The following is a 24,977-nucleotide window of genomic DNA, read 5'->3' as shown; positions in this document are numbered from 1 at the left end:
GCTGCTCCCGATGGTGCCGGACGGCGGCGTGCGTCGCGCCGAACGGCATGCCGTTGCATCCGATTCGCGGCGTGAGCCCATGCCCACGCGGAATCGGGACATATTGAATCGGCGCAAGTATACAATAAATCGCAACAAATAAAAAAGGGGCGCTTGAAGCGCCCCTGAATCCTTATCGAATTGAACCTTATCGTCTTACAAATTCTTCTTCGGGATATGCACCGATATTGTGTATCGCAAGGTCGGCTCCTCTTTCTTCCTCTTCTTCGGTCAGGCGAATTCCTATTGTCAATTTGACCGCGCCATAGGCGATTGCACCCGCGGCGAGCGCATAGCCGGCGCCGGCGAGCGAGCCGACCAACTGGGACAGGAAGGTAACGCCGCCCAGTCCGCCGAATGCCGTCAGCCCGAAGATGCCGCAGGCGATGCCGCCCCACAGGCCGCACAGGCCGTGCAGCGGCCAGACGCCGAGCACGTCGTCGATCTTCCAGCGGTTCTGGCACAGCATGAAGGTGACGACGAACAGCACACCGGCAACCGCGCCGGTCGCCAGCGCGCCGATCGGGTGCATCAGGTTCGAGCCGGCGCAGACCGCCACCAGCCCGGCGAGCGCGCCGTTATGGACGAATCCCGGATCGCGCCGCCCGACCACCGTTGCGGCGAGCAGCCCGCCCGCCATCGCCATCACCGAGTTGAGCGCGACCAGGCCGGTCACGTCGGCGAGCTTCTGGGCGCTCATCACGTTGAAGCCGAACCAGCCGACGGACAGGATCCAGCTGCCCAGCGCCAGGAACGGAATGTTGGACGGCGGAATCGGGACCGCGCTGCCGTCCTTGCGGTAGCGGCCCCGGCGCGCGCCGAGCAGCAGGACCGCCGAGAGCGCCATCCAGCCGCCGACGGCGTGGACGACGATCGAGCCGGCGAAATCGTTGAACGGCGCCCCGAAGCTGCTTTCCAGCCAGCCCTGGATGCCGAAATTGCCGTTCCAGACGACGCCTTCGAACAGCGGATAGAACAGGCCGACCAGGATCGCGGAGGCCAGCACCTGCGGCCAGAAGCGCGCCCGTTCGGCGATGCCGCCGGAAATGATGGCCGGGATGGCGGCGGCGAAGGTCAGCAGGAAGAAGAACTTCACCAGGTCGTAGCCGCTTTTGGCGAAGGGGCTGCCCTCGGCGGCGCCGGTCAGCATCGCGGCGTCGGCCAGGAAGGTCACGCCGTAGGCGACCATGTAGCCGATAAAGAAATACACGACGGTCGACACGCAAAAGTCGGCGAACAGCTTGACCAGCGCGTTAACCTGGTTCTTTCGCCGCACCGTGCCGACCTCGAGAAAGGCAAAACCCGCATGCATGGCGAGCACCATGACCGCGCCCATCAGGACGAACAGGACGTCGCCGCCCGATTTGAATGCCTCCATGGGATCAACCTTTCCTGTCTGAACGCGCTGCCGGCCCGGCGGGCGCGCTGGGATGGCGCGCCGCGGGACGGCAGTTTCGACGATGCTCCGGCGCCGGCTTCGCCGAGGCGGATCCGCTTCGGCCGGTCCGGATCGAGTACGGCAATCCCGCCTCGGCGCAATCGACAAAATGGCCCGGACCCCCAGGACCGGGGATCCGGGCCATTTTCGGTTCGAGGCAGCCGGCTGCTGGCCGGGTCCGGAACCCCGGCGCAGCCGAAGGACTACTGCACCGTTTCGCCGTGGAGTTCGAGGTCGAGGCTGCCGCGCTCGATCTCTTCGCTCACGCGAAGCCCGGTGATCGCCCTGACGACGACCAGAATGACGACGGTCAGGACGCCGGTCCACACGATCGTCGCGAGGACGCCGTAGATCTGCGGCAGGATCTGGGCGAAGTTGCCGTCGACCCAGCCGACCGCATCCTCGCCGCCGGTGACGAACCGGGTGGCGAAGACGCCGGTCAGCAGCGCGCCGACGATGCCGCCGACGCCGTGAATGCCGAAGACGTCCAGCGAGTCGTCGTACCCCAGCTTGTGCTTGAGGCTGGTGGAGGCCCAGTAGCAGACCAGGCCGGCGGCGAGGCCGATGACGATCGCGCCCAGGACGCCGACGAAACCGGACGCCGGCGTGATCGCGACCAGCCCGGCGACCGCGCCGGAGACGATACCCAGAACGCTCGGCTTGCCCCGCTGCATCCACTCCGCGAAAGTCCACGCCAGTGCGGCGACTGCGGTGGCCAGCTGGGTGACCAGCATGGCGAAACCGGCGCCGGTGCCGGCGGCGAGGGCGGACCCGGCGTTGAATCCGAACCAGCCCACCCACAGCAGCGACGCCCCGATGACGCTGAGCGTGAGGTTGTGCGGCGCCATGTTCTCGCGGCCGTAATTCAGCCGCTTGCCGACGACGATCGCCGCGACCAGCGCGGCGACGCCGGAATTGATGTGCACGACGGTGCCGCCGGCGAAGTCCAGCGCGCCGAGCCCGCCGATCCAGCCGCCCGATCCCCACACCCAGTGGCAGATCGGCGCGTAGACGACGATCAGCCAGATCACGGTGAAGAGCAGCATGGCCGAGAATTTCATCCGGTCGACGAAGGCGCCGACGATGAGCGCCGGCGTGATGATCGCAAAGGTCATCTGGAACATCGCGAAGACGCTCTCGGGGATCGAGCCGGACATGGATTCCGGCGCGATGCCGGCCAGGAACAGCTGCGAAAAGCCGCCGATATACGGGCCGTCGCCGCCGAATGCGATGGAATATCCGATGACGACCCAGACGATGGACGCGACGCAGCAGACGGCGAACACCTGCATCAGAACGCTCAGCACGTTCTTCTTGCGCACCATGCCGCCGTAGAAGAGGGCGAGGCCGGGAATCGTCATCAGCAGAACGAGCGCCGTCGCGGTCAGCATCCAGGCGGTATCGCCCGAGTCGAGCTTGTCGGCGGCGCGGGCGGCCCCGGGCACAAGGCACAGGGCGAGGCCTGCGAGAAGCGCCGGAAGCCGTTTCAGGTTGCGAAAGGATTGCATGTTCTGGGCCCCCTCTACAGCGCTTCGGCGCCGGTTTCGCCGGTGCGGATGCGAACGGCCGATTCCACGTCCATAACGAACACCTTGCCGTCGCCGATGCTGCCGGTCTGGGCGCTCTCCATGATGGTTTCCACCGCCCGGTCGGCGAGGCCGTCGTCCACGATCGCCTCGATTTTGATTTTCGGCAGGAAGCTGATGGCGTATTCCGCGCCGCGATAGATTTCCGTGTGGCCCTTCTGCCGGCCGAATCCCTTCACTTCCGAGACGGTGAGCCCGGTGACGCCGACCTCGGTCAGCGCCTCGCGCACCTCGTCCAGTTTGAAGGGCTTGATGATCGCCATGACCAGTTTCACAACGACTCTCCTCATTTGGCTTGCGGCGCTTTCGCAACTGCAAAACGCCAGATGCCCAAGGGGAAGCAATTTCCATGCCAAATTTAAGCAATAGTCGAAAAACAGCGGAAAAGTCCGGGACGCCGGCGGGCCGACGGATATTGCGGTGCAGCAATTCGAACGGACATGAACAATAAATAGGCAAAAATGATTCTTGCCCAAAATAACCGCAGACTACGCCGCGGACGATTTGGCTGTGGACCCGCCGCGGCCGAAGCGCCACTTCTCGCCCCATGGCGGCGCGCGGCTCGAACGGACGGTCGGACACTGCCGATGCGATCGTGGTCGGCGGGGGCATGGTCGGCGGCACGCTGGCGCTGGCGCTGGCGGCCGGCGGGCTCGCCGTCGCCCTGGTCGACCGGACGCCGCTGCCGGCGATGGCCGCCGCAGCCTATGACGGCCGGGCCTCGGCGGTCGCCTACGCGTCGCAGCGGCTGCTGGCGCAGATCGGCCTGTGGCGGGAGGTCGAGCATGCCGCCGAGCCGATCCTCGATATCCGCGTTTCCGACGGCGCCTCGTCGCTGTTCCTGCATTACGACCACCGGGAGCTCGGCGGCACGCTGGAGGGCGCGCCGTTCGGCTGGATCGTCGAGAACGGCGCGATCCGCCGGGGCCTGGCCGCCCTGCTCGAAGCGGCGCCGAATGTGCAGGTCGTGGCGCCGGCCCGGGCCGAGCGCCTGGAGCCGGGAGACCCGGTTGCCGAACTGGCCCTCGCCGACGGCGCCGTTCTGGCAGCGCCGTTGATCGTCGCCGCGGACGGGACCGACTCCCTGTTGCGCGGCCAGGCCCGCATCGCCGCCGCGCAATGGCGCTATCCCCAGGACGGGATCGTCTGCACCATCGGCCATGACGAACCCCACGACGGCATCGCCCACGAGCGGTTTCTCGCCGCCGGCCCGTTCGCCGTCCTGCCGATGACCGACGCGCCGGACGGCACCCACCGCTCCTCGATCGTCTGGACCGAGCGGGCGCCGCGCACGCCGGCCATGATGAAGCTGTCCGACGCCGCGTTCGGCAGCGAGATGCAGCGCCGGTTCGGCGACTGGTACGGCGCCCTGCGCGTGCTGGGCGGGCGCTGGCGTTATCCGCTGCGGATGCTTCATGCCGAGCGCTATGTCGGCCCGCGCCTCGCCCTGATCGGCGACGCCGCTCACACGATTCACCCGATCGCGGGCCAGGGCCTCAATCTCGGGCTGCGCGATGTCGCGGCGCTGGCCGAGGTCATCGTCGACGACCGGCGGCTCGGCCTCGACCATGGCGGTCTCGCGACCCTGGAGCGCTACGAGCGCTGGCGGCGGCCGGACAACGCCACGCTGATGGCCGTGACCGACGGGCTGAACCGCCTGTTCTCCAACGATGTCGGTCCGGTGCGGCTGGCGCGGGATCTCGGCATGGCGGCGGTCGACCGCATGCCGGGCCTGAAACGCCTGTTCATGCAGCACGCCATGGGCACGGTCGGCGCGCTGCCCCGGCTGCTGCGCGGCGAGGCCCTCTGACGGCACTCCCGGTCCGGCCCCGGTCCGCCTGAAACGGACACGCGCTACGGCTCGCGGCTCAGGCCCCGTTCTTCCAGCGCGTCGAGATAGCGCTGCCAGATCGCGTCCCTGTTCCGGCCCAGGCCGTACAGGTAGCTCCAGCTGTAGATGCCGGTATCGTGCAGGTCGTCGAACGCGATCCGGATCGCGTAGTTGCCGACCGCCTCGACATTCAGGATGCCGACATGCCGGCGCCCGGCGACGATCTTCTTCTCGTCGGCGCCATGGCCCCGGACCTCAGCCGACGGGCTCTCGACCCGCAGCAGTTCGGCCGGATAGCTGAAGGTTTCGCCGTCCTCGAAGGTGACGGTCAGCCGCTTCGCCGCCCGGTCGAGATCGATCTCGGTCGGCCAGACCCGGGTTCCGAAGGTCGGCGCTTCGCTCATTCGTCGACCGACAGGGCGCGAGCCTCGTCCTGCAGCATGATCGGAATGCCGTCGCGAATCGGATAGGCGAGGCCGGCCGCTTCGGAAATCAGCTCCTGCGCCCCGGCGTCGTATTGCAGCGGCTGGCGGGTCACCGGACAGACCAGGATTTCCAGCAGTTTCGGATCCACCTTCGGGCTGTCCGCCGGGGCCGGTTCGGTCATCTTCTTCATTCCCCCTGCGTCCGGTTCACCCGCCTAGTTCACCCGGTCCGGCGCCGGCGTCGCGGCGCTGTCAATGGTCAGCATGGAAATGATCAGCTCGGCCCGCCCGGTCAATGTGCGGCTCTCCAGCAGCGCCTGTTTCTCGGGCGGCGAGAAAGGGCAGACCATCGCGACGATCGAGATCAGTTCTGCGGTGGGCGTCTTCTCTATCGTATCCCAGTCGGCGCCCAGCTGCCGGGCGGCCAGATAGGATTTCAGCGCGCCGGCCAGCGTGTCCCGGTCGATGCCGGCGTCGTCCCGGCGCTCGAAATCGACCGCCCACGCGCCGTAGTCCGGCCGGACCCGGCGGTAGCCGTTGTGCAGGTCCAGTTCCCCGGCAACGCCGAACCGGCACAGGCCGCGCAGGCCGATCAGGTAGCGCCCGTCGTGGGTTTCCTCGAACGATACGATGCGGCCGGCGCAGCCCAGATCGTACAGCGGCGGCCGGTCGTCCGGCGCCGTCTGCTCCGGCACCTTCGGCTGGATCATGCCGATCGTCCGGTGGCCCGCCAGGGCGTCGTCGACCATCGCCAGGTAGCGCGGTTCGAATATGTTGAGCGGCAGGCGGGCGCCGGGCAGCAGCAGCGCCCCCTGAAGCGGGAACACCGGGATCGGCGCGGGCATGTCGGCGACGGAAGAGGGTCGGGACGTCGAGGGGCGGGGCATCGGCTCGCAGCGTCGGCTCGCGGGGGTTGCTCCGGCTTACATTGACCCGCCGCGGACAAGATGCAAGGCCGGGATGCAAAGCCGGGCCGCGAAATTGGACAGACCGGTATGTTTTTTTGAAAAATTTTTCTACGCCGAATCGAAAAACGGCGGAAATGCGCCGTTTTGGCCGCCCCCGGTGACACAAAAGCGTTCGTCGTAGGATTAATTCCTTAGTCGGCCGGCCCGGCTGCGGGCCCATCGGGAGCGCCCTGCCGGCCGTCCGACGGGCGGCGCGTCCCTCCGGCCAGACGGGTTGCGGGCGCATTTGTGGCGTTGATGAAAGGAACATAGGCACTAAATTCTAAAGAATCAAGAAAAAATATCAAAATGGCGTATTTTTTCTGAAAAATCTCAACGTCCATACTGGTCGCTCTGCCAAGAGGCTGGCGCATGCCCACCCCCACCTTGTCCTTCCCCCTCTTCAGTGGGGGAGGTGGCCGAGCGCAGCGAGGTCGATGGGGGTGTCCGTGCGCCTGTAGGGCCGTGCCAAGTGTTACGGCACCCCCACCTGGCCTCCCCCTCTGAAGAGGGGGAGGAATCGGAAAGCGCCCGTCCCGGCTATCCGGCGCGCTTGGCCTGCCAGCGGCGGACCGTCCTGACCACCGCGGCCATGTGATAGGCCGCCGGTTCGCGGTCGTAGGCCCAGGGGCGGCCGACCGGGCAGGCGCGGCGCGCCAGGCAGCCGACGGTCCGGCAGCCGCGTCCCGCCGGGCTCTCGACATGGTCGACACAGGCCGGCGAATCGAATTCGGCGAAACGGCCGCCCTCCGGCCCGTTCCCGGTCTCTTTCTCGGGCAGGGCGAAGGCATCCGCCGGGCAGGTCGTCAGGCAGGGCTTGCCGGCGCAGGTATCGCAGGGGTTGTCCAGCGCCGGCGCGTCGGGCAGGGGCAGTCTTTGCGCGGTCAGCAGGGCGCCGCGGAAGGTGTGCCACAGGCCGTATTCCGGGTGGATGACCAGATTGATCGGCGAGCGGTAACCGGCGCCGGCGCGCGCGGCCCATTGCTGGATCGGCGGCCAGGGCGGCCGCATGGCATCGACAAGCTCGGCGCCCAGCGCTTCGGCCGCAGCCTGCAGGTACCCGGCGACCCAGCGATCCAGCGGATGGCGCGCCGCCATGTCCGGATCGCTGGCCCGGAACGCCCGCCACAGGTCGTTGCCGGCGTTGCCGATCAGCACGACCGTCCCTGTCGCCCGGCCGTCCGGGAGCGGCGGCACCGCGTCTTCGGGCGTCGGATGGAACGCGCCGCGCAGGAACAGGCCGCTGCCGGCGAGCGGGCCTTCGATCCTTCGCGTCCAGTCCGGTCGGGCCATCGCTCCGTTCCAGCGCCGCGCAGCCGCCGCGCTTGTCGCTTCAGGCCGCGTCTGCGGCCGCTTTCAGCGCGTCCTCAATCGCCGCCAGCGCCGCATCGGCCGCTGACGGGTCGGGCCCGCCGGCCTGGGCCATGTCGGGCCGGCCGCCGCCGCCCTTGCCGCCGAGCGCCGCCGAGCCGATGCGCACCAGGTCGACCGCGCTGATCCGGTCGGTCAGGTCGTCGGTGACGCCGACGACGAGGGACGCCTTGCCGCCGCTGGCGGCGACCAGGGCAACGACGCCGGAGCCGATCTGCGCCTTGAGATCGTCGGCCATGGGCTTGAGCTCTTTCGGCGAGGCGCCGTCGAGGGTGCGCGGCGCATAGGTCACGCCGTTGACCTGGCGCGTTGCCGGTCCCGCAGCCCCGCCGCCGCCGGCCGCCCCGCCGGCGCTCAACAGGGCGCGCCGGGCCTCGGCCAGTTCGCGTTCCAGCTTCTTGCGCTCGTCCAGCAGCGCCGCCACCCGCGTCGGCAGGTCTGCAGCGCCGGTCTTGAGGGCCGCGGCGGCGCTGGCCAGCGCCTGCGCTTCGGCGCGGGCGTGCCGCTCCGCCGCTGCGCCGGTCACCACCTCGATGCGCCGCACGCCGGCGGCGACCGCGCTTTCCGAAAGGATGCGGAACAGGCCGATATCGCCGGTCCGGCGGACATGGGTGCCGCCGCACAGTTCGGTCGAATAGAAATCGCCGGCTTCGCCGGGGGCGGGCGGGCCCATCGAGACGACCCGCACCTCCTCGCCGTATTTTTCGCCGAACAGGGCGAGCGCGCCGGCCTCGACGGCGGCGTCCGGCGTCATCAGGCGGGTCGCGACCTCGCCGTTGGCGCGGATGCGGCGGTTGACGTCGTCCTCGACCGCGGCGATCTCGTCGGGCGCGAGCGCCTTCGGATGGCTGAAATCGAAGCGCATCCGCTCCGGGCCGACCAGCGAGCCCTTCTGGGTCACATGATCGCCGAGCACGCGGCGCAGGGCTTCGTGGGCGAGGTGGGTGACCGAATGGTTGGCGCGTATCCGGGTGCGCCGTTCGCCGTCGACGACAAGGCGCACCGCGTCGCCGACCGCCACCGCGCCCTCCGCGACCCGGCCGATATGGACGTGCAGGCCCTCGGCGCGCTGGACCGTATCGGTAATCTCGATCCGGCCGCCCTCGGCCTCGAGCGTTCCGGTATCGCCGGTCTGGCCGCCGGATTCGGCGTAGAAGGGCGTCTGGTTGGCGATGACGGAGACCGCGTCGCCGGCCGTCGCGCGCTCGACGGCGGCGCCGTCGCGCACCAGGGCGCGCAGTTCGCCTTCTGCGGCCTCCGTTTCGTAGCCGAGGAATTCGGTCGCGCCGTGGCTCTCGCGCAGGGCGAACCAGATGCTGTCCTCGGCCCGGTCGCCGGAGCCCGCCCAGGCCTTGCGCGCCTCCGCCCGCTGGCGCTCCATCGCCGCGTTGAAGCCGTCGAGATCGACCGTCCTTCCCTGGCCGCGCAGCACGTCCTGGGTGAGGTCGAGGGGAAAGCCGTAGGTGTCGTAAAGCCGGAAGGCGACGTCGCCGGCCAGCGTCTCGCCGTCGCCGAGCCGGCCGGTCTCTTCGGCCAGCAGTCTGAGGCCGCGGTCCAGGGTCTGCCGGAAACGCGTTTCCTCCAGCTTCAGGGTCTCGGCGATCAGGGCCTCGGCGCGCAAGAGTTCCGGGAAGGCGTGGCCCATGATGTCGTTCAGGACCGGGACCAGCCGGTGCATCAGCGGGTCGCGCGCGCCGACCATATGGGCATGGCGCATGGCGCGGCGCATGATCCGGCGCAGGACGTAACCCCGGCCTTCGTTGGACGGCAGCACGCCGTCGGCGATCAGGAAGGCCGACGCGCGCAGATGGTCGGCGATCGCCTTGAAGCTGGCGCGTTGTTCCGCGTCCGGGTCGCCGTCGGTGGCGTGGGCCGCGGCGTCCATGATCGGGCGGATCAGGTCGCTGTCGTAATTGTCGTGCCTGCCCTGGAGGATCGCGGTGATCCGTTCCAGCCCCATGCCGGTATCGATCGACGGCCGGGGCAGCGGCTCGCGGTTTCCGTCGTCGAACTGCTCGAACTGCATGAAGACGAGGTTCCAGACCTCGACGAAGCGGTCGCCGTCCTCGTCCGGGCTGCCGGGCGGGTCGCCGGGGACATGGTCGCCATGATCGTAGAAGATCTCGGAACACGGCCCGCACGGGCCGGTGTCGCCCATCGACCAGAAATTGTCCGAGGTGGCGATCCGGATGACCCGGCTCTCCGGCAGGCCGGCGATCCTGCGCCACAGGTCGAAGGCTTCGTCGTCCTCGGCGTAGACCGTCGCGAGCAGCCGGTCGGCCGGCAGCCCGTATTCCTTCGTCACCAGGTTCCAGGCCAGCTCGATCGCGACATCCTTGAAATAGTCGCCGAACGAGAAGTTGCCGAGCATCTCGAAGAAGGTGTGGTGCCGCGCCGTGTAGCCGACATTTTCCAGGTCGTTGTGCTTGCCGCCGGCGCGCACGCATTTCTGCGAGGTGACCGCCCGGCTGTAGTCGCGCTGCTCGAGGCCGGTGAAGACGTTCTTGAACTGCACCATGCCGGCGTTGACGAACATGAGCGTCGGGTCGTTGCGCGGCACCAGCGGGCTCGAGGCGACCGGCGCATGGCCGTGGCGGGCGAAGAAATCGACAAAGGTCGAGCGGATTTCGTTGCCTGTTGACATGGCGACAATCTATGGCTGGGGGCGCAGAGGAAAAAGGCGGCAGCCGCGGCGGCGCCACGCCCAATCGCCGCACAGCCCGGGAGTGTGGATTGATGAACGACCGCAACCGGAACGCAAGCCCGTCGCGCTGGTTCGAGGATTTCAGCCTGGGCGAGGTCTATACCCTGCCGTCGCGGACCCAGACCGGCGGCCTGTTCGCCATGTTCCAGGCCGCCTCCGGCGACAACGACCCGATCCACTACGACGCGGAATATTGCCGGGCGCGCGGCCATCGCGACATGCTCGCCCACGGCATGCAGGTGATGATCCAGTCGGCGGCCGGCGCCGGAACCTTCCCGTCCGAGGTCGCCGACTCGCTGATCGCGATGCTCGACGTCAGCGGTTCCTTCCTCAAGCCGGTCTACCGGGAGGACACGCTCTATCCGCAGCTTGAAATCGTCGGCTTGGAGCCGCAGAAAACCACCGGCGTCGTCGAGATGCGCGCCACGGTCCACAACCAGGACGATGCCCTGGTCTTCGAAGGCCGCCACCGCTACCTGATCCGCAAACGCCCGGACGGCGGGACGGCAGCGTAAGCGCCGGATTTTGCGGATGCACCCGCCCGACCCTTCGATACGCCCCGGCCCTTCGACTTCGCTCAGGGCAGGCCCTTCGATACGCCCCGGCCGGGGGCCGGGGCTACTCAGGGTGAGGGTGAAGGGGGGTGAACGCATTACACACCCTCATCCCGAGTAGGCGCGTCAGCGCCGTATCGAGGGGGCCGTATCGAGAGTCTGCCCTGAGCCTGCCGAAGGGGACGCGCCGCGGGCCGGTTTCAACCCTCCCGCGGCGGCAGGGGTGCGCGGTTGTCGGATTCGGCGGGGAAATGGAGCCGGTCGGGCAGGTCGTAATAGTCGCCCTTGTCGTCGGCGTAGATGCCGAAGGCGGTCTTGAGGCCGGTCCTGCCGTCGAGCGTTCCGGCGGCGATCGAAATCTTGCCGGAGCCGGTGAACTCGAAGAACAGGGTCGCACCGCAGCGGTCGCAGAAGCCGCGCCGGCTGTGCGGCCCGGAGGCGTACCAGCGCAGGCCGCCGGCCGCCTCCAGCTCGAAATCGTCGGTCCAGGCCTGGGTCGCCGCCAGATAGTGGCCCGTGGTCTTGCGGCAGGCCGTGCAATGGCACTCGATCACGTCGCGCATCGGGCCGCGTATCCGGTAGACCACGCCGCCGCACAGGCAGGAGCCGCGCTGCCCCGCTTCCGCGCCCTTTTCTTCCGGATCGCCGGAACCGCCGGTTGCCATTATGGCGTCCGTCCGCCCGGCGCGATCATCCGGCGAGTTCTTCCGCCGGCGAATCGCTAGCGGCGCTGATCTCGAGCTTCGAGGCCAGCAGGCCGGCGCTTTCGAGGATGCGGTCCTTGATCTGCCCGGCAATGTCCGGGTTGTCGCGCAGGAAGGCCTTGGCGTTCTCCCGGCCCTGGCCGATGCGCTGGTTGCCGAAGGAGAACCAGGTGCCGGATTTCTCGACGATGCCGGCGGCGACGCCCATGTCGATCAACTCGCCGGTCTTGGAAATGCCCTCGCCATACATGATGTCGAACTCGACGACGCGGAACGGCGGCGCCATCTTGTTCTTGACCACCTTCACCTTGGTCTGGTTGCCGACGACCACGTCCCGGTTCTTGATCTGGCCGATGCGCCGGATATCGAGCCTTACCGAGGAATAGAATTTCAGCGCGTTGCCGCCGGTCGTGGTTTCCGGGCTGCCGAACATCACGCCAATCTTCATGCGGATCTGGTTGATGAAGACGACCAGGCAGTTCGACCGGGAGATCGAACTGGTCAGCTTGCGCAGGGCCTGGCTCATCAGCCGCGCCTGCAGGCCGACATGGGTGTCGCCCATCTCGCCTTCCAGCTCTGCCCGCGGCACCAGCGCGGCCACCGAATCGACCACCAGCACGTCGATGGCGCCGGAGCGCACCAGCGTATCGGCGATTTCCAGCGCCTGTTCGCCCGCATCCGGCTGGGAAATCAGCAGTTCGTCCAGGTCGACGCCCAGCTTCTCGGCATAGGTCGGGTCCAGCGCATGTTCGGCGTCGACGAAGGCGCAGGTGCCGCCGGCCTTCTGCGCTTCGGCGATCAGGTGCAGGGCGAGCGTCGTCTTGCCCGAGCTTTCCGGGCCGTAGATCTCGACGACCCGGCCCTTGGGCAGGCCGCCGATGCCGAGCGCGATATCGAGGGAGAGCGACCCGGTGGACACGGTCTCGACCTCCACCTGGCGGTCGGTCTCGCCCATCTTCATGATCGAGCCCTTGCCGAAGGCGCGTTCGATCTGGCTGAGGGCGGATTCGAGGGCTTTCTGGCGGTCCATATCGTCCGATTCGACAATCCGGAGGGCAACCTGAGACATTGAACGCTCCCTTATTTCATATCCGCCGCGGCCTGACGAGGGGGTCGCGGCGGCTCCGAAACCTTGCGAACGTGGAATGTATCCCGTTTGTTCAAGTTCCGCAAGTGTTCATGTTGTGTCTGATTTTGTTCTTTCCGCAAGATCGGGGAACGGACGCCAAGAAAGACGGACGCGAAGAAAAGCGTCAGGCGCAGTTCAAGTCTGGTGGCGCCGGAAGACCAGGCTGCAGTTCGTGCCGCCGAAGCCGAAACTGTTGCTCATCACCTGGCGGAGGCCGGCGTCGTCGATCCGCTCGGTCACCAGCGACAGGCCGTCCGCCGCCGGGTCCGGCTCGTCCAGGTTGGCCGACGCGGCGACGAAATCCTCGTCCAGCATGATCAGCGAATAGATCGCCTCATGCACGCCGGCGGCGCCCAGTGCGTGGCCGGTCAGGGACTTGGTCGATGCGAGGTGGGGCTGCTGGTTGCCCTTGCCGTTGGTGAAGACGGCGCGGATCGCCTCCAGTTCCGTCGCGTCGCCGACCGGCGTGGAGGTGCCGTGGGTGTTGATATAGTCGACCGGCGCGTCGAGCCCGTCCATCGCCATCGTCATGCAGCGCACCGCGCCGTCGCCGGACGGCTGGACCATGTCGTAGCCGTCGGACGTCGCGCCGTAGCCGACGATCTCGCCATAGATTTTCGCGCCGCGCGCTCTTGCGTGCTCCAGTTCCTCGACGACGACGCAGCCGCCGCCGCCGGAAATCACGAAGCCGTCGCGCCGGACGTCGAACGGCCGCGAGGCCTTTTCCGGCGTGTCGTTGAAGCCGGAGGACAGCGCCGGCATGGCGTCGAACAGCATCGACAGCGACCAGTGCAGTTCCTCGCCGCCGCCGGCGAACACGATGTCCTGCTTGCCGAGCTGGATCTGCTCCAGCGCGTTGCCGATGCAATGGGCGCTGGTCGAGCAGGCCGAGGTGATCGAATAGTTGACGCCCTTTATGCCGAACGGCGTCGCCAGGGTCGCCGAATTGGTGCTCGACATGGTGCGCGGCACCATGAACGGGCCGATCTTGCGCGTCGTGCCCTTGTCGCGCAGCAGGTCGGCGGCCAGCACCTGGTTCCGGGTCGAGGGCCCGCCCGACCCCATGATCAGGCCGGTGCGCTCGTTCGAAACGTCGTGCGGCTCCAGCCCGGCGTCGGCGATGGCCTCTTCCATCGCGACATAGTTGTAGACCGCGCCGTCGCCCATGAAGCGGCGCAGCCGCCGGTCGACCGCCTTGTCCGGGTCCATGCGGATCGCGCCGTGGATGTGGCTGCGGAAGCCCATGTCCCGGTAGGTCTCGCAGAAGCGGATGCCCGAGGCGCCGTCGCGCAGGGAGTCCGTCACCTCGCGCCGGTTGTTGCCGATCGCCGAGACGATGCCGATGCCGGTGACGACCGCGCGCCGCATCCCGCCCCCCCGTCAGCCGGTGAACAGGCCGACCCGGAGATCCCGGGCCTCGTAGATGACGGCGCCGTCGGCCAGAAGCCGGCCGTCGGCCTGGCCGAGCACGAGCTTGCGGGCGATCACCCGGCGGAAATCGACCCGGTAGGTCACCATATTGACCGACGGCAGCACCTGATCGGAAAACTTGACCTCGCCGACGCCGAGCGCCCGGCCGCGGCCGGGATGGCCGAGCCAGCCCAGATGAAAGCCGGCGAGCTGCCACAGCGCGTCGACGCCCAGGCAGCCCGGCATTACGGGATCGTTCTCGAAATGGCAGCCGAAGAACCACAGGTCCGGCCGGATATCGAGTTCGGCGGTCACCGCGCCCTTGCCGTGGGCGCCGCCGTCCCGGACGATCTCGGTGATCCGGTCGAACATCAGCATCGGCGGCAGGGGCAGCTGCGCGTTGCCCGGGCCGAACAGGTCGCCGTGGCCGCAGGCGATCAGGTCTTCGTAGTCGAAGGCGTTGCGGTCGCGGAAATCCGTCATCGGGCCGTCGGCGGGCTCTGGCGTCATCGGTGTCGGCGGGCATGCCAAAACCCTACGCACTCGCCGTCCACCGTTACGCCGACCGCAAGTCCGCAGGGGGCGTTGACGCGCCCGGAACTGTCAACCTGTTCCTGAAAAAACGCATATAGGAAGCGGTTCCGCAAAACGCCAAGGAAATTTACAGCGCCGCGGCAATCGCGCCGGGACAATCGCTGAATATCCCGGCGACGCACCAGGACAGCAATTCCTTCGCCCGCGCCGCATCGTTGACCGTATAGACGCCGATCTCGATCCCCTCGGCGACGAGCGGGCTTACCGCTTCTTGAGTCAGGCCGCGCGCGCCGACATGCAGGCTCGCCGCGCCGAGCGCCTCGAAGGGTTCGCGCCAGGCGTCCGAGAGGGCCGGCGTCACGACGGCGACCGGCAGGTCGGCCCGCGCTGCGCGCACCGCCGCCAGCGCGGCATGGTCGAAGCTGGAAACCAGCGGCGGCTCGTCCGCCTTCCAGCCCCGCCCGACCTCGCGCACCAGCGCGGCGGCCGCCGCTGCGGAATCGCCGGGATCGCATTTCAGTTCGATATTGAGGCGCAGCGCCAGCGCGTGCGCCGCGGCGATGGCGTCGGCCAGTGCCGGGACGGGTTCGCCGGCCCAGGCCGCACCGAACCAGGCGCCGGCGTCCATTCCGGCGATCTCGGCCAGCGCCAGTTCGCGGACCCTGCCGGTCGCCGCCGTCGTCCGGTCGACGGTCGGGTCGTGCATCAGCACCAGCCCGCCGTCCGCGGTCAGGCGCACGTCGATCTCGACCCAGCGGCAGCCCTGCCGGGCGGCTTCGCGCAACCCGGCCAGGGTGTTTTCCGGCGCGTGCAGGGCCGCGCCGCGATGACCGATGATCCGGGGCAGCATCGGCGTCGGCCCGGCCCGCGTTTCGCCCGCCCCGGAGCGAAAAACGCCGGGGCAGGCGTCGGCAGCGTCCGGTCAGTCCCGCCGGCGCGGGCCCCGGTCCCTGTCGCGGTCCCGGTCCCGGTCGCGCCGGGGGCCGCGGCGCGGTTCGGCGACTTCGACGTCCATCCGCTCCTCGCCGGTTTCCTGATCGACCTTGCGCATGGACAGCTTGACCTTGCCGCGGTCGTCGAAGCCGATGCAGTAGACCTTCACCTCGTCGCCCTCGTCGACGACGTCGGTCACCTTGCCGACCCGGCCGTCGGTCAGTTCGCTGATATGGACCAGCCCGTCCTTCGCGCCCAGGAAGTTCACGAAGGCGCCGAAGTCCATCACCTTGACGACCTTGCCGGTATAGATCTTGCCGGCCTCCGGTTCGGCGACGATGCCGTTGATCCAGTCGATGGCGGCCTGGGTCGCCGCCTCGTCGGTCGCGGCGATCTTCACCGTGCCGTCGTCGTCGATGTCGATCTTGGTGCCGGTCTGCTCGGTGATCTCGCGGATCACCTTGCCGCCGGTGCCGATGATGTCGCGGATCTTGTCCTTGTTGATCTGGATCGTGGTGATCCGCGGCGCATGGGCGCTCACACTCTCGCGCGAGCCCGCGATGGCCTTGCCCATCTCGTCCAGGATGTGCAGGCGGCCGTCGCGCGCCTGCTCCAGCGCGACCTGCATGATCTCCCGGGTGATCGAGGTGATCTTGATATCCATCTGGAGCGAGGTGATGCCCTCGGCCGTTCCGGCGACCTTGAAGTCCATGTCGCCCAGATGGTCCTCGTCGCCCAGGATGTCGGACAGGACGGCGAACCGTTCGCCTTCCTTGATCAGGCCCATGGCGATGCCGGCGATCGGCCGCTTGATCGGCACGCCGCCGTCCATCATGGCGAGAGAGGCGCCGCAGACCGTCGCCATCGAGGACGATCCGTTCGATTCCGTGATCTCGGAGACGACCCGGACGGTGTAGGGGAAATCCTCCTCGCCCGGCATCATCGGGCGGACCGCCCGCCAGGCCAGCTTGCCATGGCCGACCTCGCGCCGGCCGGTGAAGCCGACGCGGCCCGTCTCGCCGACCGAGAAGGGCGGGAAATTGTAGTGCAGCAGGAAGTTCTCCCGGTACTCGCCTTCCATCGCGTCGATGATCTGCTCGTCCTGGCCGGTGCCCAGGGTGGCCGTGACCATGGCCTGGGTTTCGCCTCGGGTGAACAGGGCCGAACCGTGGGTGCGCGGCAGCACGCCGACTTCGGCAACGATCTGGCGCACCGTGCTCGTGTCGCGCCCGTCGATGCGAACGCCGGTATCGAGGATGTCGCCGCGGACGATCTCCTTTTCGAGCGTCTTGAAGACCTCCGGCGCGACGGCCTGCCGGTCTTCATCCTCCGCGACGGCGGCGAACGCCTGGTCGCGCACCGCGCCGATCCTGGCGTGGCGCGCCTGCTTGATCTTTTCGGCATAAGCCTCGCGCAGGGCGCCGTCGATCCCGGCGTCGCGCCAGACACCGTCGACTTCCGCGAGCGCCGCCGGCGGCTCCGGCACGTCCCGGGGCTCCTTGGCCGAGGCTTCGGCCATGTCGATGATCGTGTCGATTACCGGCTGGAAACCGTCGTGACCGAAGCTCACGGCGCCGAGCATGGTTTCCTCGCTCAGTTCCCGGGCTTCGGATTCGACCATCAGCACGCCGTCGCGGGTGCCGGCGACGACCAGTTCCAGTTCCGAATCGTCCAGCTGGTCGAATGTCGGGTTGAGGACGTATTCGCCGTCGATGTAGCCGACCTTGGCGCCGCCGATCGGGCCCATGAAGGGGATCCCGGAGATCGTCAGGGCGGCCGAAGCGGCGATCATCGCCGGAATGTCGGCGTCGTTCTCCATGTCATAGCTCATGACCTGGATCATCACCTGGGTCTCGTTGCGGAAACCGCTTGCGAACAGGGGCCGGATCGGCCGGTCGATCAGGCGCGAGACCAGCGTTTCCTTTTCGCTCGGCCGGCCTTCGCGCTTGAAAAAGCCGCCGGGAATCTTTCCGGCGGCGTAGGTTTTTTCCATGTAGTGAACGGAGAGCGGAAAGAAATCGATGCCCTCGCGCGGACTGTGTTCGGCGACGACCGTCGCCAGGACCGTGGTCTCGCCATAGGTGGCGAACACGGCGCCGTCCGCCTGTCGGGCGATCCGGCCGGTTTCGAGCGTAAGCGTACGGCCGCCCCACTCGATGGAGCGTTTGCAGATGTCGAACATGTAGGGTGTTTGTCCTGTATACCTTGCGTTACCCGCCGGCCGGATTGCCGGTGGGGCCTTCCAGGGCCCGCCGCGTGTGGACGGGCCGCACGATGTCGCCGATGGCCGGGCCGGGCGATGCGCCTCGGACCGGGGCCGCCGGAAATCCTATCGCCGGATTCCGAGGCTCTCGATCAGCGATGCATACCGGCTCTCGTCCTTGCCTTTCAGATAGTCGAGCAGCCGGCGGCGCTGGCCCACCATGATCAGCAGGCCGCGGCGCGAATGGTGATCCTTGCGGTGATCGCCCAGATGGTCCGTCAGGTTGCGGATGCGTTCGGTCAGGATGGCGACCTGGACTTCCGGCGACCCCGTGTCGCCCATTTGCCGGCCGTATTCCTCGATGAGCGCCTGCTTCCGCTCGGCGGTAATCGACATCGTAACCCTCCTTCGGGGCTAAAGATTGAAAACCCGCACCGGCTGAGCCGAACGGCCCTCGAGTCGCATCAGCGCGATCGCCTCGCCGTTCAGCAACGCACACAGGGCGGCGTTGTCGGAGAGGCCGTCGATCCGTCGGCGGTTGCCGGTCCGAAGAACCGGCACCGGTTGCCCGTTGCGGATCCGGGCGGCCTCACTTTCGGTCACGTCAAGGGCCGGGATGTCGTCCAGCGCCCTGGCGACCGGTTGCAGCAGGGCTGCACAGTCAACGGCGGGCGGTTCCGCGCCGCCGTCTTGCGCGCCCATATGGCCCGGCGCCGCCAGTTTTTCCAGAGGTATCGCGTCGCAGTCGCGAAACGGGCCGCTGCGCGTGCGCCGCAGGCCGCAGACATGCCCCACGGTGCTGAGCGAAACCGCAAGGTCGCGGGCCACGCTGCGGACATAGGCGCCCTTGCGGCAATCCATTTCGAAGGCGGTACGGTCGGCGTCGATCGTTTCGACCAGCGCCAGCCGGTCGATAACGACCTGCCGGGCGGCCAGCTCGACCGGTGCGCCGGACCGCGCCAGGGCGTAGGCGCGCCGGCCGCCCACCTTGACGGCGGAAAATTGCGGCGGCGTCTGTGCGACCTCGCCGGTGAAGGCGGGCAGGGCGCGCTCGATTTCGGCCTCGGTGGGCCGCCGGCCGCTGGTCGCGACAACCGCGCCGTCGCTGTCGTCGGTATCCCGCGCCTCGCCCCAGCGGACGGTAAAGCGATAGGATTTCGGGCCGTCGACGACGAAGGGGACGGTCTTGGTCGCTTCGCCCAGGGCGATCGGCAAGACGCCGGAGGCCAGCGGATCGAGGGTCCCGGCATGGCCGGCTTTCTGCGCGTCGAACGCGCGCCGCACGATTGCGACCGCCCGGGTGGAACCGATGCCGACCGGCTTGTCGAGGTTGATCCAGCCGTGAACCGGCCGGCCGCGCCGCTTACGCGCCATCGCCCGTTCCGTCGGGTCCGGCCGTCAGATCCCCGGCCGTCAGATCCCCGACCGCCAGATCCCGCGCCACCCGGTCGTCGGTCAGCAGGGCGTCGACGGCGCTGGCGGTGTCGTAGGACCGGTCGGCGTGGAAGACCAGCTGCGGCGTGAACTTCAGGCGGACTTCCCGGCCGAGGCGCCCGCGCAGGAAGGGCGCGGCCCGGTTCAGCGCTGCCGTCACCTCGTCCGCCGACCGGCCGCCCAGGGGGTAGACGAAGGCTTTGGCCGTTTTCAGGTCGCGGCCCGGCACGACTTCGCTGACCGTGATCGACACGTCCCGGAGCACCGGATCGCGAAAATTCTCCTCGGCCAGCAGCCGGGCCAGCGCATGGCGGATTTCTTCGCCGACGCGCAATTGCCGCTGGGTCGGGGGCTTGCCCGCAACCATCGGTCGTCCCTCTCAGGCCGCAGGCGCAGGCCGCACCGGGCTACAGTTCGCGCTGCACCTCCTCGACCTCGAAACACTCGATCTGGTCGCCGACGCGGATGTCCTGGTACCGGTCGAAGGACATGCCGCACTCCATGCCGCCATGCACTTCGCGGACTTCGTCCTTGAAGCGCTTGAGGGTCGCCAGCCTGCCTTCATGGATCACCACCCTGTCGCGCAGCAGCCGCACGCCGGAGCCGCGCCGGACCACCCCTTCGGTCACCCGGCAGCCGGCGACGTTGCCGACCTTGGACACCCTGAAGACTTCGAGAATCTCGGCGTAGCCCAGGAAGGTCTCGCGGATTTCCGGCGCCAGCATGCCCGACAGCATCGCTTTGATGTCGTCGTTGATGTCGTAGATGATCGAGTAGTAGCGGATGTCGATGCCGTCGCGCGCCGCCAGGTCGCGCGCCTGATTGTTGGCCCGCACGTTGAACGCAATGATCATCGCGCCGGAGGCCTTGGCGAGCGTGATGTCCGATTCGCTGATGGCGCCGACGCCGCTGTGTAGGATGCGGACCTTGACCTCGTCGGTCGACAGCCGGTCGAGCATGCCGGCGATGGCCTCGGCCGAGCCGTGAACGTCAGTCTTGATCAGGACAGGCAGTTCCTGCGCCTCGCCGGCCTGGATCATCGAGAACATCTGTTCGATCGAGCTGCGCGGGACGCCGGCGTCCTTCTTGGCGACGCGCTGGCGGTATTCGGAGATCTCCCGCGCCCGGCCCTCGTCGTCGACGACCAGGAAATCGTCGCCCGCGCCCGGGGTTCCGTTCAGGCCGAGAACCTCGACCGGCGCCGACGGGCCGGCCGTCTGGACGGTCTCGCCCCGGTCGTCGACCAGCGCGCGCACCCGGCCCCATTCCCGGCCGACCACGAAAATGTCGCCGACCGCGAGCGTGCCGCGCTGCACCAGAACGGTGGCGACGGCGCCGCGCCCGCGCTCCAGTTTCGCCTCGACGACAACGCCCTGGGCCTCGCGGTCCGGATTGGCGGCGAGGTCCATCAGTTCGGCCTGCAGCAGGATCGCCTCTTCCAGCTTGTCGAGGTTGGTTTTTTCCGTTGCCGACACCTCGATGCACAGCACGTCGCCGCCCATCGGCTCGACCTGGATGTCGTGCTGCAGCAGTTCGGTCATCACCCGGTTCGCGTCCGCGCCCCTGGCGTCGATCTTGTTGACGGCGACGATGATCGGCACCTCCGCCGCCTTGGCATGGGCGATGGCCTCGACGGTCTGCGGCTGCACGCCGTCGTCGGCCGCGACGACGAGGATCACGATATCGGTGACCGTAGCGCCCCGCGACCGCATTTCGGTGAACGCCGCGTGGCCGGGCGTGTCCAGGAAGGTAATCTGGCCTCCGCTCGCCAGGGTGACCCGGTAGGCGCCGATATGCTGGGTGATGCCGCCGGCTTCGCGGCCGGCCACATCGGTTTCGCGCAGGGCGTCGAGCAGCGATGTCTTGCCGTGGTCGACATGGCCCATGACGGTCACCACCGGCGCCCGGGGCTTCAGCGTCTCTTCATCGTCCGGCGCGCCTTCGAGGCCGATTTCCACATCGGCTTCCGACACGCGGCGGATCTTGTGGCCGAATTCCTCCACGATCAGCTCGGCGGTGTCGGCGTCGATCGACTGGTTGAGCGTCGCCATGACGCCCATCTTCATCAGCGACTTGACCAGGTCCGCGCCTTTCTCCGCCATCCGGTTGGCGAGTTCCTGCACCGTGATGGTTTCGGGGACGACGACTTCGCGGCTCTGTTTCCGGTGTTCGATCGGGCCCTTCAGGGCGCGTTGCTTTTCCTTTTCCCGCCGCCGCCGCGCCGCCGCTTCCGAACGCTTGCGCTCCATCCCGGCATCGCCGATCTCGAGGGCCTGGGCGATGGTCAGGCGGCCCGTCCGGCGGCGCGGTTCGCCGCGCTTGCCGGTCGCCGGCCGCTTGGGCTCGGACCGCCGCCGCCGCTCGTCGCGGTCTTCCTCCCGCCCGGGTTCGGCCGGGCCGGCGGCCCGCTCCGTCTGCGGCGCGGCGGTCCTGGCCGCCGGCTTGGGCGCCACCTTCGAGCTCGGCGTGAAGCCGACACCCAGCTCCTTCGACGCCAGCCGCCGGGCGAGGTCGTCGGCTTTCGCGCGCTCTTCGGCGAACCGGCGCGTCCTTTCCGCGTCCGACGCATCGGGCTGCTCGTCCTCCGGCTGCACCACGGGCGGTCCGGCGTCGGCGTCGGCCTCGGCCCCGTCTTCCGCCGGCAGCGCCTGGGGCGGCGCTGCATCCGCCGCGGCGACATCCAGATCGGGCTGGGGTGCCTCGCCGGGATCGACCGTTTCCGGCAGGGCGTCCGCGGCTTCCGGCGCCGTATCGGCGTCCAGCGGAGCGATCGCGGGCTGCTCCTCGCCGGCGGGAAGCGGCCGTTCCGGGATGCCATGCGTGGCGTCGGCCTGTTTCAGGGCGCGCAGCCGGGCATCGCGCTCGGCCTGGCTCAGCATCGGGCCGGCGCTGCTCTTCTTCTCGGCGAAGGCGCCTTCCGCGCTTTGCGCCACCTCTTCCTTGACCTCGGCCATCCGGCCGCTTTCGCCGCGCCGGAAGGTGCGCTTCTTCTTCACCTCGACGGCAACGGTCTTGGACCGGCCGTGGGAGAAGCTTTGCTTCACAACGCCGGATTCGACCGTCTTCTTGAGTTCGAGGCGGCCGGGCCGTGTCAGCGTCAGCGGCTTCTTTTCTTCGTCCTGTTTGGTCTCAGCCATGCCCTATCCGTCCCCGCGCCGCTGTGTGCGCCGCTTCTTCGACCTTCCCGGGGCCGGCGTCAGCCGTCCCCGCCATTCCGTCCGAAACGTCCGTGCCTCTCACGCCGGCCAGCCGCTGCACATCCCGATACAGGTGATCGGCGAGCGAACCGCCCGCCACCGCGACATGGACAAGCCGTTCGCGGCCGAGGGCCGCGCCGAGTTCGGCCGAATCCAGCGTCGCGGCGATCCGGACCGGCCGGGATCCGGCCGCAGCCCGCCGGGCGAGTTCCCGGCTGTCCCTGCCTGCACTGTCCCGCGCCGTCAACATCAGCGATGCCCTGCCGTCCGCAACCGCCGCCCTGACCTTTTCGTAGCCGGCCTCGACCAGCCCCGCCCGGCGCGCCAGGCCGAGGGTCGCCCGGCAGCGCTGCGCCAGCAGCCGCTCGACCGTATCGGGCAGCCCGTCCGGCACCCGCACCCGTTTGCGGGCCGACCGCGCCGCCGCTTTCGCCAGACCCGGCGCGGCCAGCGCCGCGCCGGAGGCGGTAACCCACAGGCCGCGACCGGGCAGCGTTTCCGCGAGGTCCGGCGTCAGCGTTCCGTCCGGCGCCACGACGAACCGGATCAGGCCCGCGCGCGGCCCGGCGCGGCGGGTGACCGCGCAGCGGCGCGGATTGCCGCCGTCAGCGGTACACGCCCGGCCTGCCTCGTCCCGGCTGCCGATGTCGGGAGTAACGATGTCCGGAGACACGCCGTCCGGCACGGAAGTTTCCGTGTCGGCGGTGCGGGCCGGCGATGGCGTTGCGGAATCGATCGGCTGGTCTCCTTCCCGTTCGCGCCGGCTATGCCGCCGGCGCCGGTTCGCCCCCGGAGGCTTCGTCCGCTTCGGCTTCGTCCGCTTCGGCTTCCGCCTCTAGGGCGGCCAGGTCTTCCTCGGTCACCCAGCCGGCAGCCTTGCGGGCATCCATGACAATGGCCTCGGCCTCCTCGGTATCGAGCGGGCTCGGCTGCACCATGGCGGCGAGCTTGTAGGGCTTGAGGAAGTTCAGCATGTCGAGGGTGAGGTCGATCTTGTTGTCCTCGTCCGGGGTCTGGCCGGCCATCAGCCGGGCGCGCCGGTTTTCCTTCACATGGCCGAGATCGTCCGCCGAAATGCGCGCGTCCTTCGTCAGCACGATGAAGCGCAATTCCTCGGAACTGAGATCCGCCAGATCGTCCATCTGCCGGACTTCGGCTTCGCCGAGCTGCACCAGCATGGCCGGCGTCAGCCCGTCGATCTCCGCCAGCGCATCCTCGACGCCCAGCGCCCGTCGCCGTTCGGTCAGTTCGGCGTCGCGGCGCTCGAGGAAATCCCGGGCGCGCTCGCGCAGGGCCTCGGCGATATCCTCGTCGAAGGCCTCGATGGCCATCAGGTCTTCGAGCGGCACGAAGGCGACTTCCTCGATCGTCGAGAAGCCCTCCGTCACCAGCAGGTGGGCGATGACGTCGTCGACATCCAGCGCCTCGATGAACATGGCGCTGCGGGTGCGGAACTCTTCCTGGCGGCGCTCGGATTCGGCCTGTTCGGTCAGGATGTCGATGTGCCAGCCGGTAAGCTGCGAGGCCAGGCGCACATTCTGGCCGCGCCGGCCGATGGCGAGGCTCTGCTGCTCGTCGGGCACGACGACCTCGATGGTGCCGGTGTCCTCGTCCAGCACGACCTTGGCGACCTCGGCCGGCGCCAGGGCGTTGACGACGAAGGTGGCGTGGTCGCGCGACCAGGGGATGATGTCGATCTTCTCGCCCTGCAGCTCCTGCACCACGGCCTGGACCCGGCTGCCGCGCATGCCGACGCAGGCGCCGACCGGGTCGATCGAGCTGTCGTTGGAGATCACGGCGATCTTCGCCCGCGAACCGGGATCGCGCGCCACGGCGCGGATCTCGATGATGCCGTCGTAGATTTCCGGCACCTCCTGGGCGAACAGCTTCGCCATGAATTGCGGATGCGTGCGCGACAGGAAGATCTGCGGCCCGCGCAGCTCCTGGCGCACGTCGTAGATGTAGGCGCGGATGCGGTCGCCCTGGCGGAAATTCTCGCGCGGGATCAGTTCGTCGCGCCGGACGATCGCTTCGGCCCGGCCCAGATCGACCATGACATGGCCGAACTCGACCCGCTTGACGACGCCGTGGACGACCTCGGTGACGCGGTCCTTGTATTCCTCGTATTGCCGGCCGCGCTCGGCCTCGCGCACCTTCTGGACGATGACCTGCTTGGCGGTCTGCGCCGCGATGCGGCCGAAATCGATCGGCGGCAGCGGATCGATGATGAAATCGCCGACCTTCTTTTCCGGATCGATCCGGGCGGCATGCTCCGGCGTGATCTGCGCGCCCTCGTCCTCGATTTCCTCGGCGACCTCGCGATAGCGCGCCAGCAGGATCTCGCCGTTGTTGCGGTTGATCGTGGCGCGGATGTCCAGATCGTGGCCGTATTTCGAGCGGCCGGCCTTCTGGATGGCCTGTTCCATCGCGTCCAGGACCTCGTCGCGCTCGATGCCTTTTTCGCGCGCCACGGCGTCGGCGACCTGGATCAGTTCCGGCCGGTGCAATGTCGTTGCGACGTTCATAACGCAATACCGT

General features: G+C 68.5%; 23 protein-coding genes. 2 read left to right on the top strand and 21 right to left on the bottom strand.

The features are described 5' to 3' along the window. Nucleotides 1–187 precede the first annotated feature (187 nt). The 3 genes from OXM58_06295 to OXM58_06285 all read right to left on the bottom strand — a co-directional run bounded on the left by OXM58_06295 (nt 188) and on the right by OXM58_06285 (nt 3,338). Nucleotides 188–1,417: an ammonium transporter gene (locus tag OXM58_06295; GenBank protein ID MDE0147964.1), complete on the bottom strand. Its 1,230-nt coding sequence runs from the start codon at nt 1,415–1,417 to the stop codon at nt 188–190. A gap of 263 nt (nt 1,418–1,680) precedes the next feature. Then, nucleotides 1,681–2,868, bottom strand: coding sequence for an ammonium transporter (locus OXM58_06290; protein MDE0147963.1), 1,188 nt, complete (start codon nt 2,866–2,868; stop codon nt 1,681–1,683). Nucleotides 2,869–2,999: 131 nt separating this feature from the next. Then, nucleotides 3,000–3,338 carry a P-II family nitrogen regulator gene (locus tag OXM58_06285; protein MDE0147962.1) on the bottom strand — a complete coding sequence of 113 codons (339 nt, stop codon included), beginning with the start codon at nt 3,336–3,338 and terminating at the stop codon, nt 3,000–3,002. Between the two features lie 272 nt (nt 3,339–3,610). On the opposite strand from OXM58_06285, the gene OXM58_06280 reads away from it, so the two are divergent. Then, on the top strand, nt 3,611–4,873 hold the full coding sequence (locus OXM58_06280) for a UbiH/UbiF/VisC/COQ6 family ubiquinone biosynthesis hydroxylase (GenBank protein MDE0147961.1): 1,263 nt from the start codon (nt 3,611–3,613) through the stop codon (nt 4,871–4,873). A gap of 44 nt (nt 4,874–4,917) precedes the next feature. Here the strand turns inward: OXM58_06280 and OXM58_06275 are convergent, their stop codons facing one another. From OXM58_06275 to alaS, 6 genes are all read right to left on the bottom strand, one after another. Beyond that, nucleotides 4,918–5,298 carry a DUF971 domain-containing protein gene (locus tag OXM58_06275; GenBank protein ID MDE0147960.1) on the bottom strand — a complete coding sequence of 127 codons (381 nt, stop codon included), beginning with the start codon at nt 5,296–5,298 and terminating at the stop codon, nt 4,918–4,920. Further along, nucleotides 5,295–5,501, bottom strand: coding sequence for a Trm112 family protein (locus tag OXM58_06270; protein MDE0147959.1), 207 nt, complete (start codon nt 5,499–5,501; stop codon nt 5,295–5,297). The genes OXM58_06275 and OXM58_06270 overlap by 4 nt, the downstream gene beginning before the upstream one ends. Nucleotides 5,502–5,534: 33 nt before the next feature. Continuing rightward, complete coding sequence (locus tag OXM58_06265) at nt 5,535–6,164, bottom strand: LON peptidase substrate-binding domain-containing protein (GenBank protein ID MDE0147958.1); 630 nt, start codon at nt 6,162–6,164, stop codon at nt 5,535–5,537. Nucleotides 6,165–6,418: 254 nt separating this feature from the next. Next, entirely contained in the window at nt 6,419–6,610 is a 192-nt protein-coding gene (locus OXM58_06260; GenBank protein MDE0147957.1) for a hypothetical protein, read from the bottom strand. A 196-nt stretch (nt 6,611–6,806) separates the two neighbouring features. Further along, nucleotides 6,807–7,559 (bottom strand): ferredoxin, encoded by a 753-nt coding sequence (locus tag OXM58_06255; protein ID MDE0147956.1) that lies wholly within the window; start codon nt 7,557–7,559, stop codon nt 6,807–6,809. Nucleotides 7,560–7,599: 40 nt separating this feature from the next. Beyond that, nucleotides 7,600–10,281 (bottom strand): alanine--tRNA ligase, encoded by a 2,682-nt coding sequence (gene alaS, locus OXM58_06250; GenBank protein ID MDE0147955.1) that lies wholly within the window; start codon nt 10,279–10,281, stop codon nt 7,600–7,602. A gap of 92 nt (nt 10,282–10,373) precedes the next feature. On the opposite strand from alaS, the gene OXM58_06245 reads away from it, so the two are divergent. Next, nucleotides 10,374–10,856 (top strand): MaoC/PaaZ C-terminal domain-containing protein, encoded by a 483-nt coding sequence (locus tag OXM58_06245; GenBank protein MDE0147954.1) that lies wholly within the window; start codon nt 10,374–10,376, stop codon nt 10,854–10,856. Between the two features lie 239 nt (nt 10,857–11,095). On the opposite strand, the gene OXM58_06240 is transcribed toward OXM58_06245, so the two are convergent. The 12 genes from OXM58_06240 to nusA all read right to left on the bottom strand — a co-directional run bounded on the left by OXM58_06240 (nt 11,096) and on the right by nusA (nt 24,964). Further along, nucleotides 11,096–11,560, bottom strand: coding sequence for a GFA family protein (locus tag OXM58_06240; protein ID MDE0147953.1), 465 nt, complete (start codon nt 11,558–11,560; stop codon nt 11,096–11,098). Nucleotides 11,561–11,585: 25 nt separating this feature from the next. Further along, nucleotides 11,586–12,668 carry a recombinase RecA gene (recA, locus tag OXM58_06235; GenBank protein ID MDE0147952.1) on the bottom strand — a complete coding sequence of 361 codons (1,083 nt, stop codon included), beginning with the start codon at nt 12,666–12,668 and terminating at the stop codon, nt 11,586–11,588. Between the two features lie 195 nt (nt 12,669–12,863). After that, nucleotides 12,864–14,096, bottom strand: coding sequence for a beta-ketoacyl-ACP synthase I (gene fabB / locus OXM58_06230; protein ID MDE0147951.1), 1,233 nt, complete (start codon nt 14,094–14,096; stop codon nt 12,864–12,866). A gap of 12 nt (nt 14,097–14,108) precedes the next feature. Next, nucleotides 14,109–14,648 (bottom strand): bifunctional 3-hydroxydecanoyl-ACP dehydratase/trans-2-decenoyl-ACP isomerase, encoded by a 540-nt coding sequence (fabA, locus tag OXM58_06225; GenBank protein MDE0147950.1) that lies wholly within the window; start codon nt 14,646–14,648, stop codon nt 14,109–14,111. Between the two features lie 151 nt (nt 14,649–14,799). Continuing rightward, the gene (locus OXM58_06220; GenBank protein ID MDE0147949.1) at nt 14,800–15,522 is read right to left on the bottom strand and encodes a glycerophosphodiester phosphodiesterase family protein; all 723 of its coding nucleotides are present in this window, start codon (nt 15,520–15,522) and stop codon (nt 14,800–14,802) included. Between the two features lie 72 nt (nt 15,523–15,594). Next, on the bottom strand, nt 15,595–17,787 hold the full coding sequence (gene pnp, locus OXM58_06215; protein ID MDE0147948.1) for a polyribonucleotide nucleotidyltransferase: 2,193 nt from the start codon (nt 17,785–17,787) through the stop codon (nt 15,595–15,597). A 147-nt stretch (nt 17,788–17,934) separates the two neighbouring features. Next, nucleotides 17,935–18,204 (bottom strand): 30S ribosomal protein S15, encoded by a 270-nt coding sequence (rpsO, locus tag OXM58_06210; GenBank protein MDE0147947.1) that lies wholly within the window; start codon nt 18,202–18,204, stop codon nt 17,935–17,937. Between the two features lie 18 nt (nt 18,205–18,222). After that, nucleotides 18,223–19,182 (bottom strand): tRNA pseudouridine(55) synthase TruB, encoded by a 960-nt coding sequence (gene truB / locus OXM58_06205; GenBank protein MDE0147946.1) that lies wholly within the window; start codon nt 19,180–19,182, stop codon nt 18,223–18,225. Further along, nucleotides 19,172–19,609, bottom strand: a complete 438-nt coding sequence (rbfA, locus tag OXM58_06200) for a 30S ribosome-binding factor RbfA (protein ID MDE0147945.1) — start codon at nt 19,607–19,609, stop codon at nt 19,172–19,174. Before rbfA ends, truB begins: the two co-directional genes overlap by 11 nt. A gap of 40 nt (nt 19,610–19,649) precedes the next feature. Further along, the gene (gene infB, locus OXM58_06195; GenBank protein MDE0147944.1) at nt 19,650–22,379 is read right to left on the bottom strand and encodes a translation initiation factor IF-2; all 2,730 of its coding nucleotides are present in this window, start codon (nt 22,377–22,379) and stop codon (nt 19,650–19,652) included. Further along, complete coding sequence (locus tag OXM58_06190; GenBank protein ID MDE0147943.1) at nt 22,372–23,124, bottom strand: RNA-binding protein; 753 nt, start codon at nt 23,122–23,124, stop codon at nt 22,372–22,374. The genes infB and OXM58_06190 overlap by 8 nt, the downstream gene beginning before the upstream one ends. A 79-nt stretch (nt 23,125–23,203) precedes the next feature. Continuing rightward, nucleotides 23,204–24,964 carry a transcription termination factor NusA gene (gene nusA / locus OXM58_06185; protein ID MDE0147942.1) on the bottom strand — a complete coding sequence of 587 codons (1,761 nt, stop codon included), beginning with the start codon at nt 24,962–24,964 and terminating at the stop codon, nt 23,204–23,206. Between the last annotated feature and the right edge of the window lie 13 nt (nt 24,965–24,977).

It is taken from the genome of Rhodospirillaceae bacterium (assembly GCA_028819475.1).
Taxonomy (GTDB): domain Bacteria; phylum Pseudomonadota; class Alphaproteobacteria; order Bin65; family Bin65; genus Bin65.
This window is presented reverse-complemented; position numbering and strand designations above follow the sequence as displayed.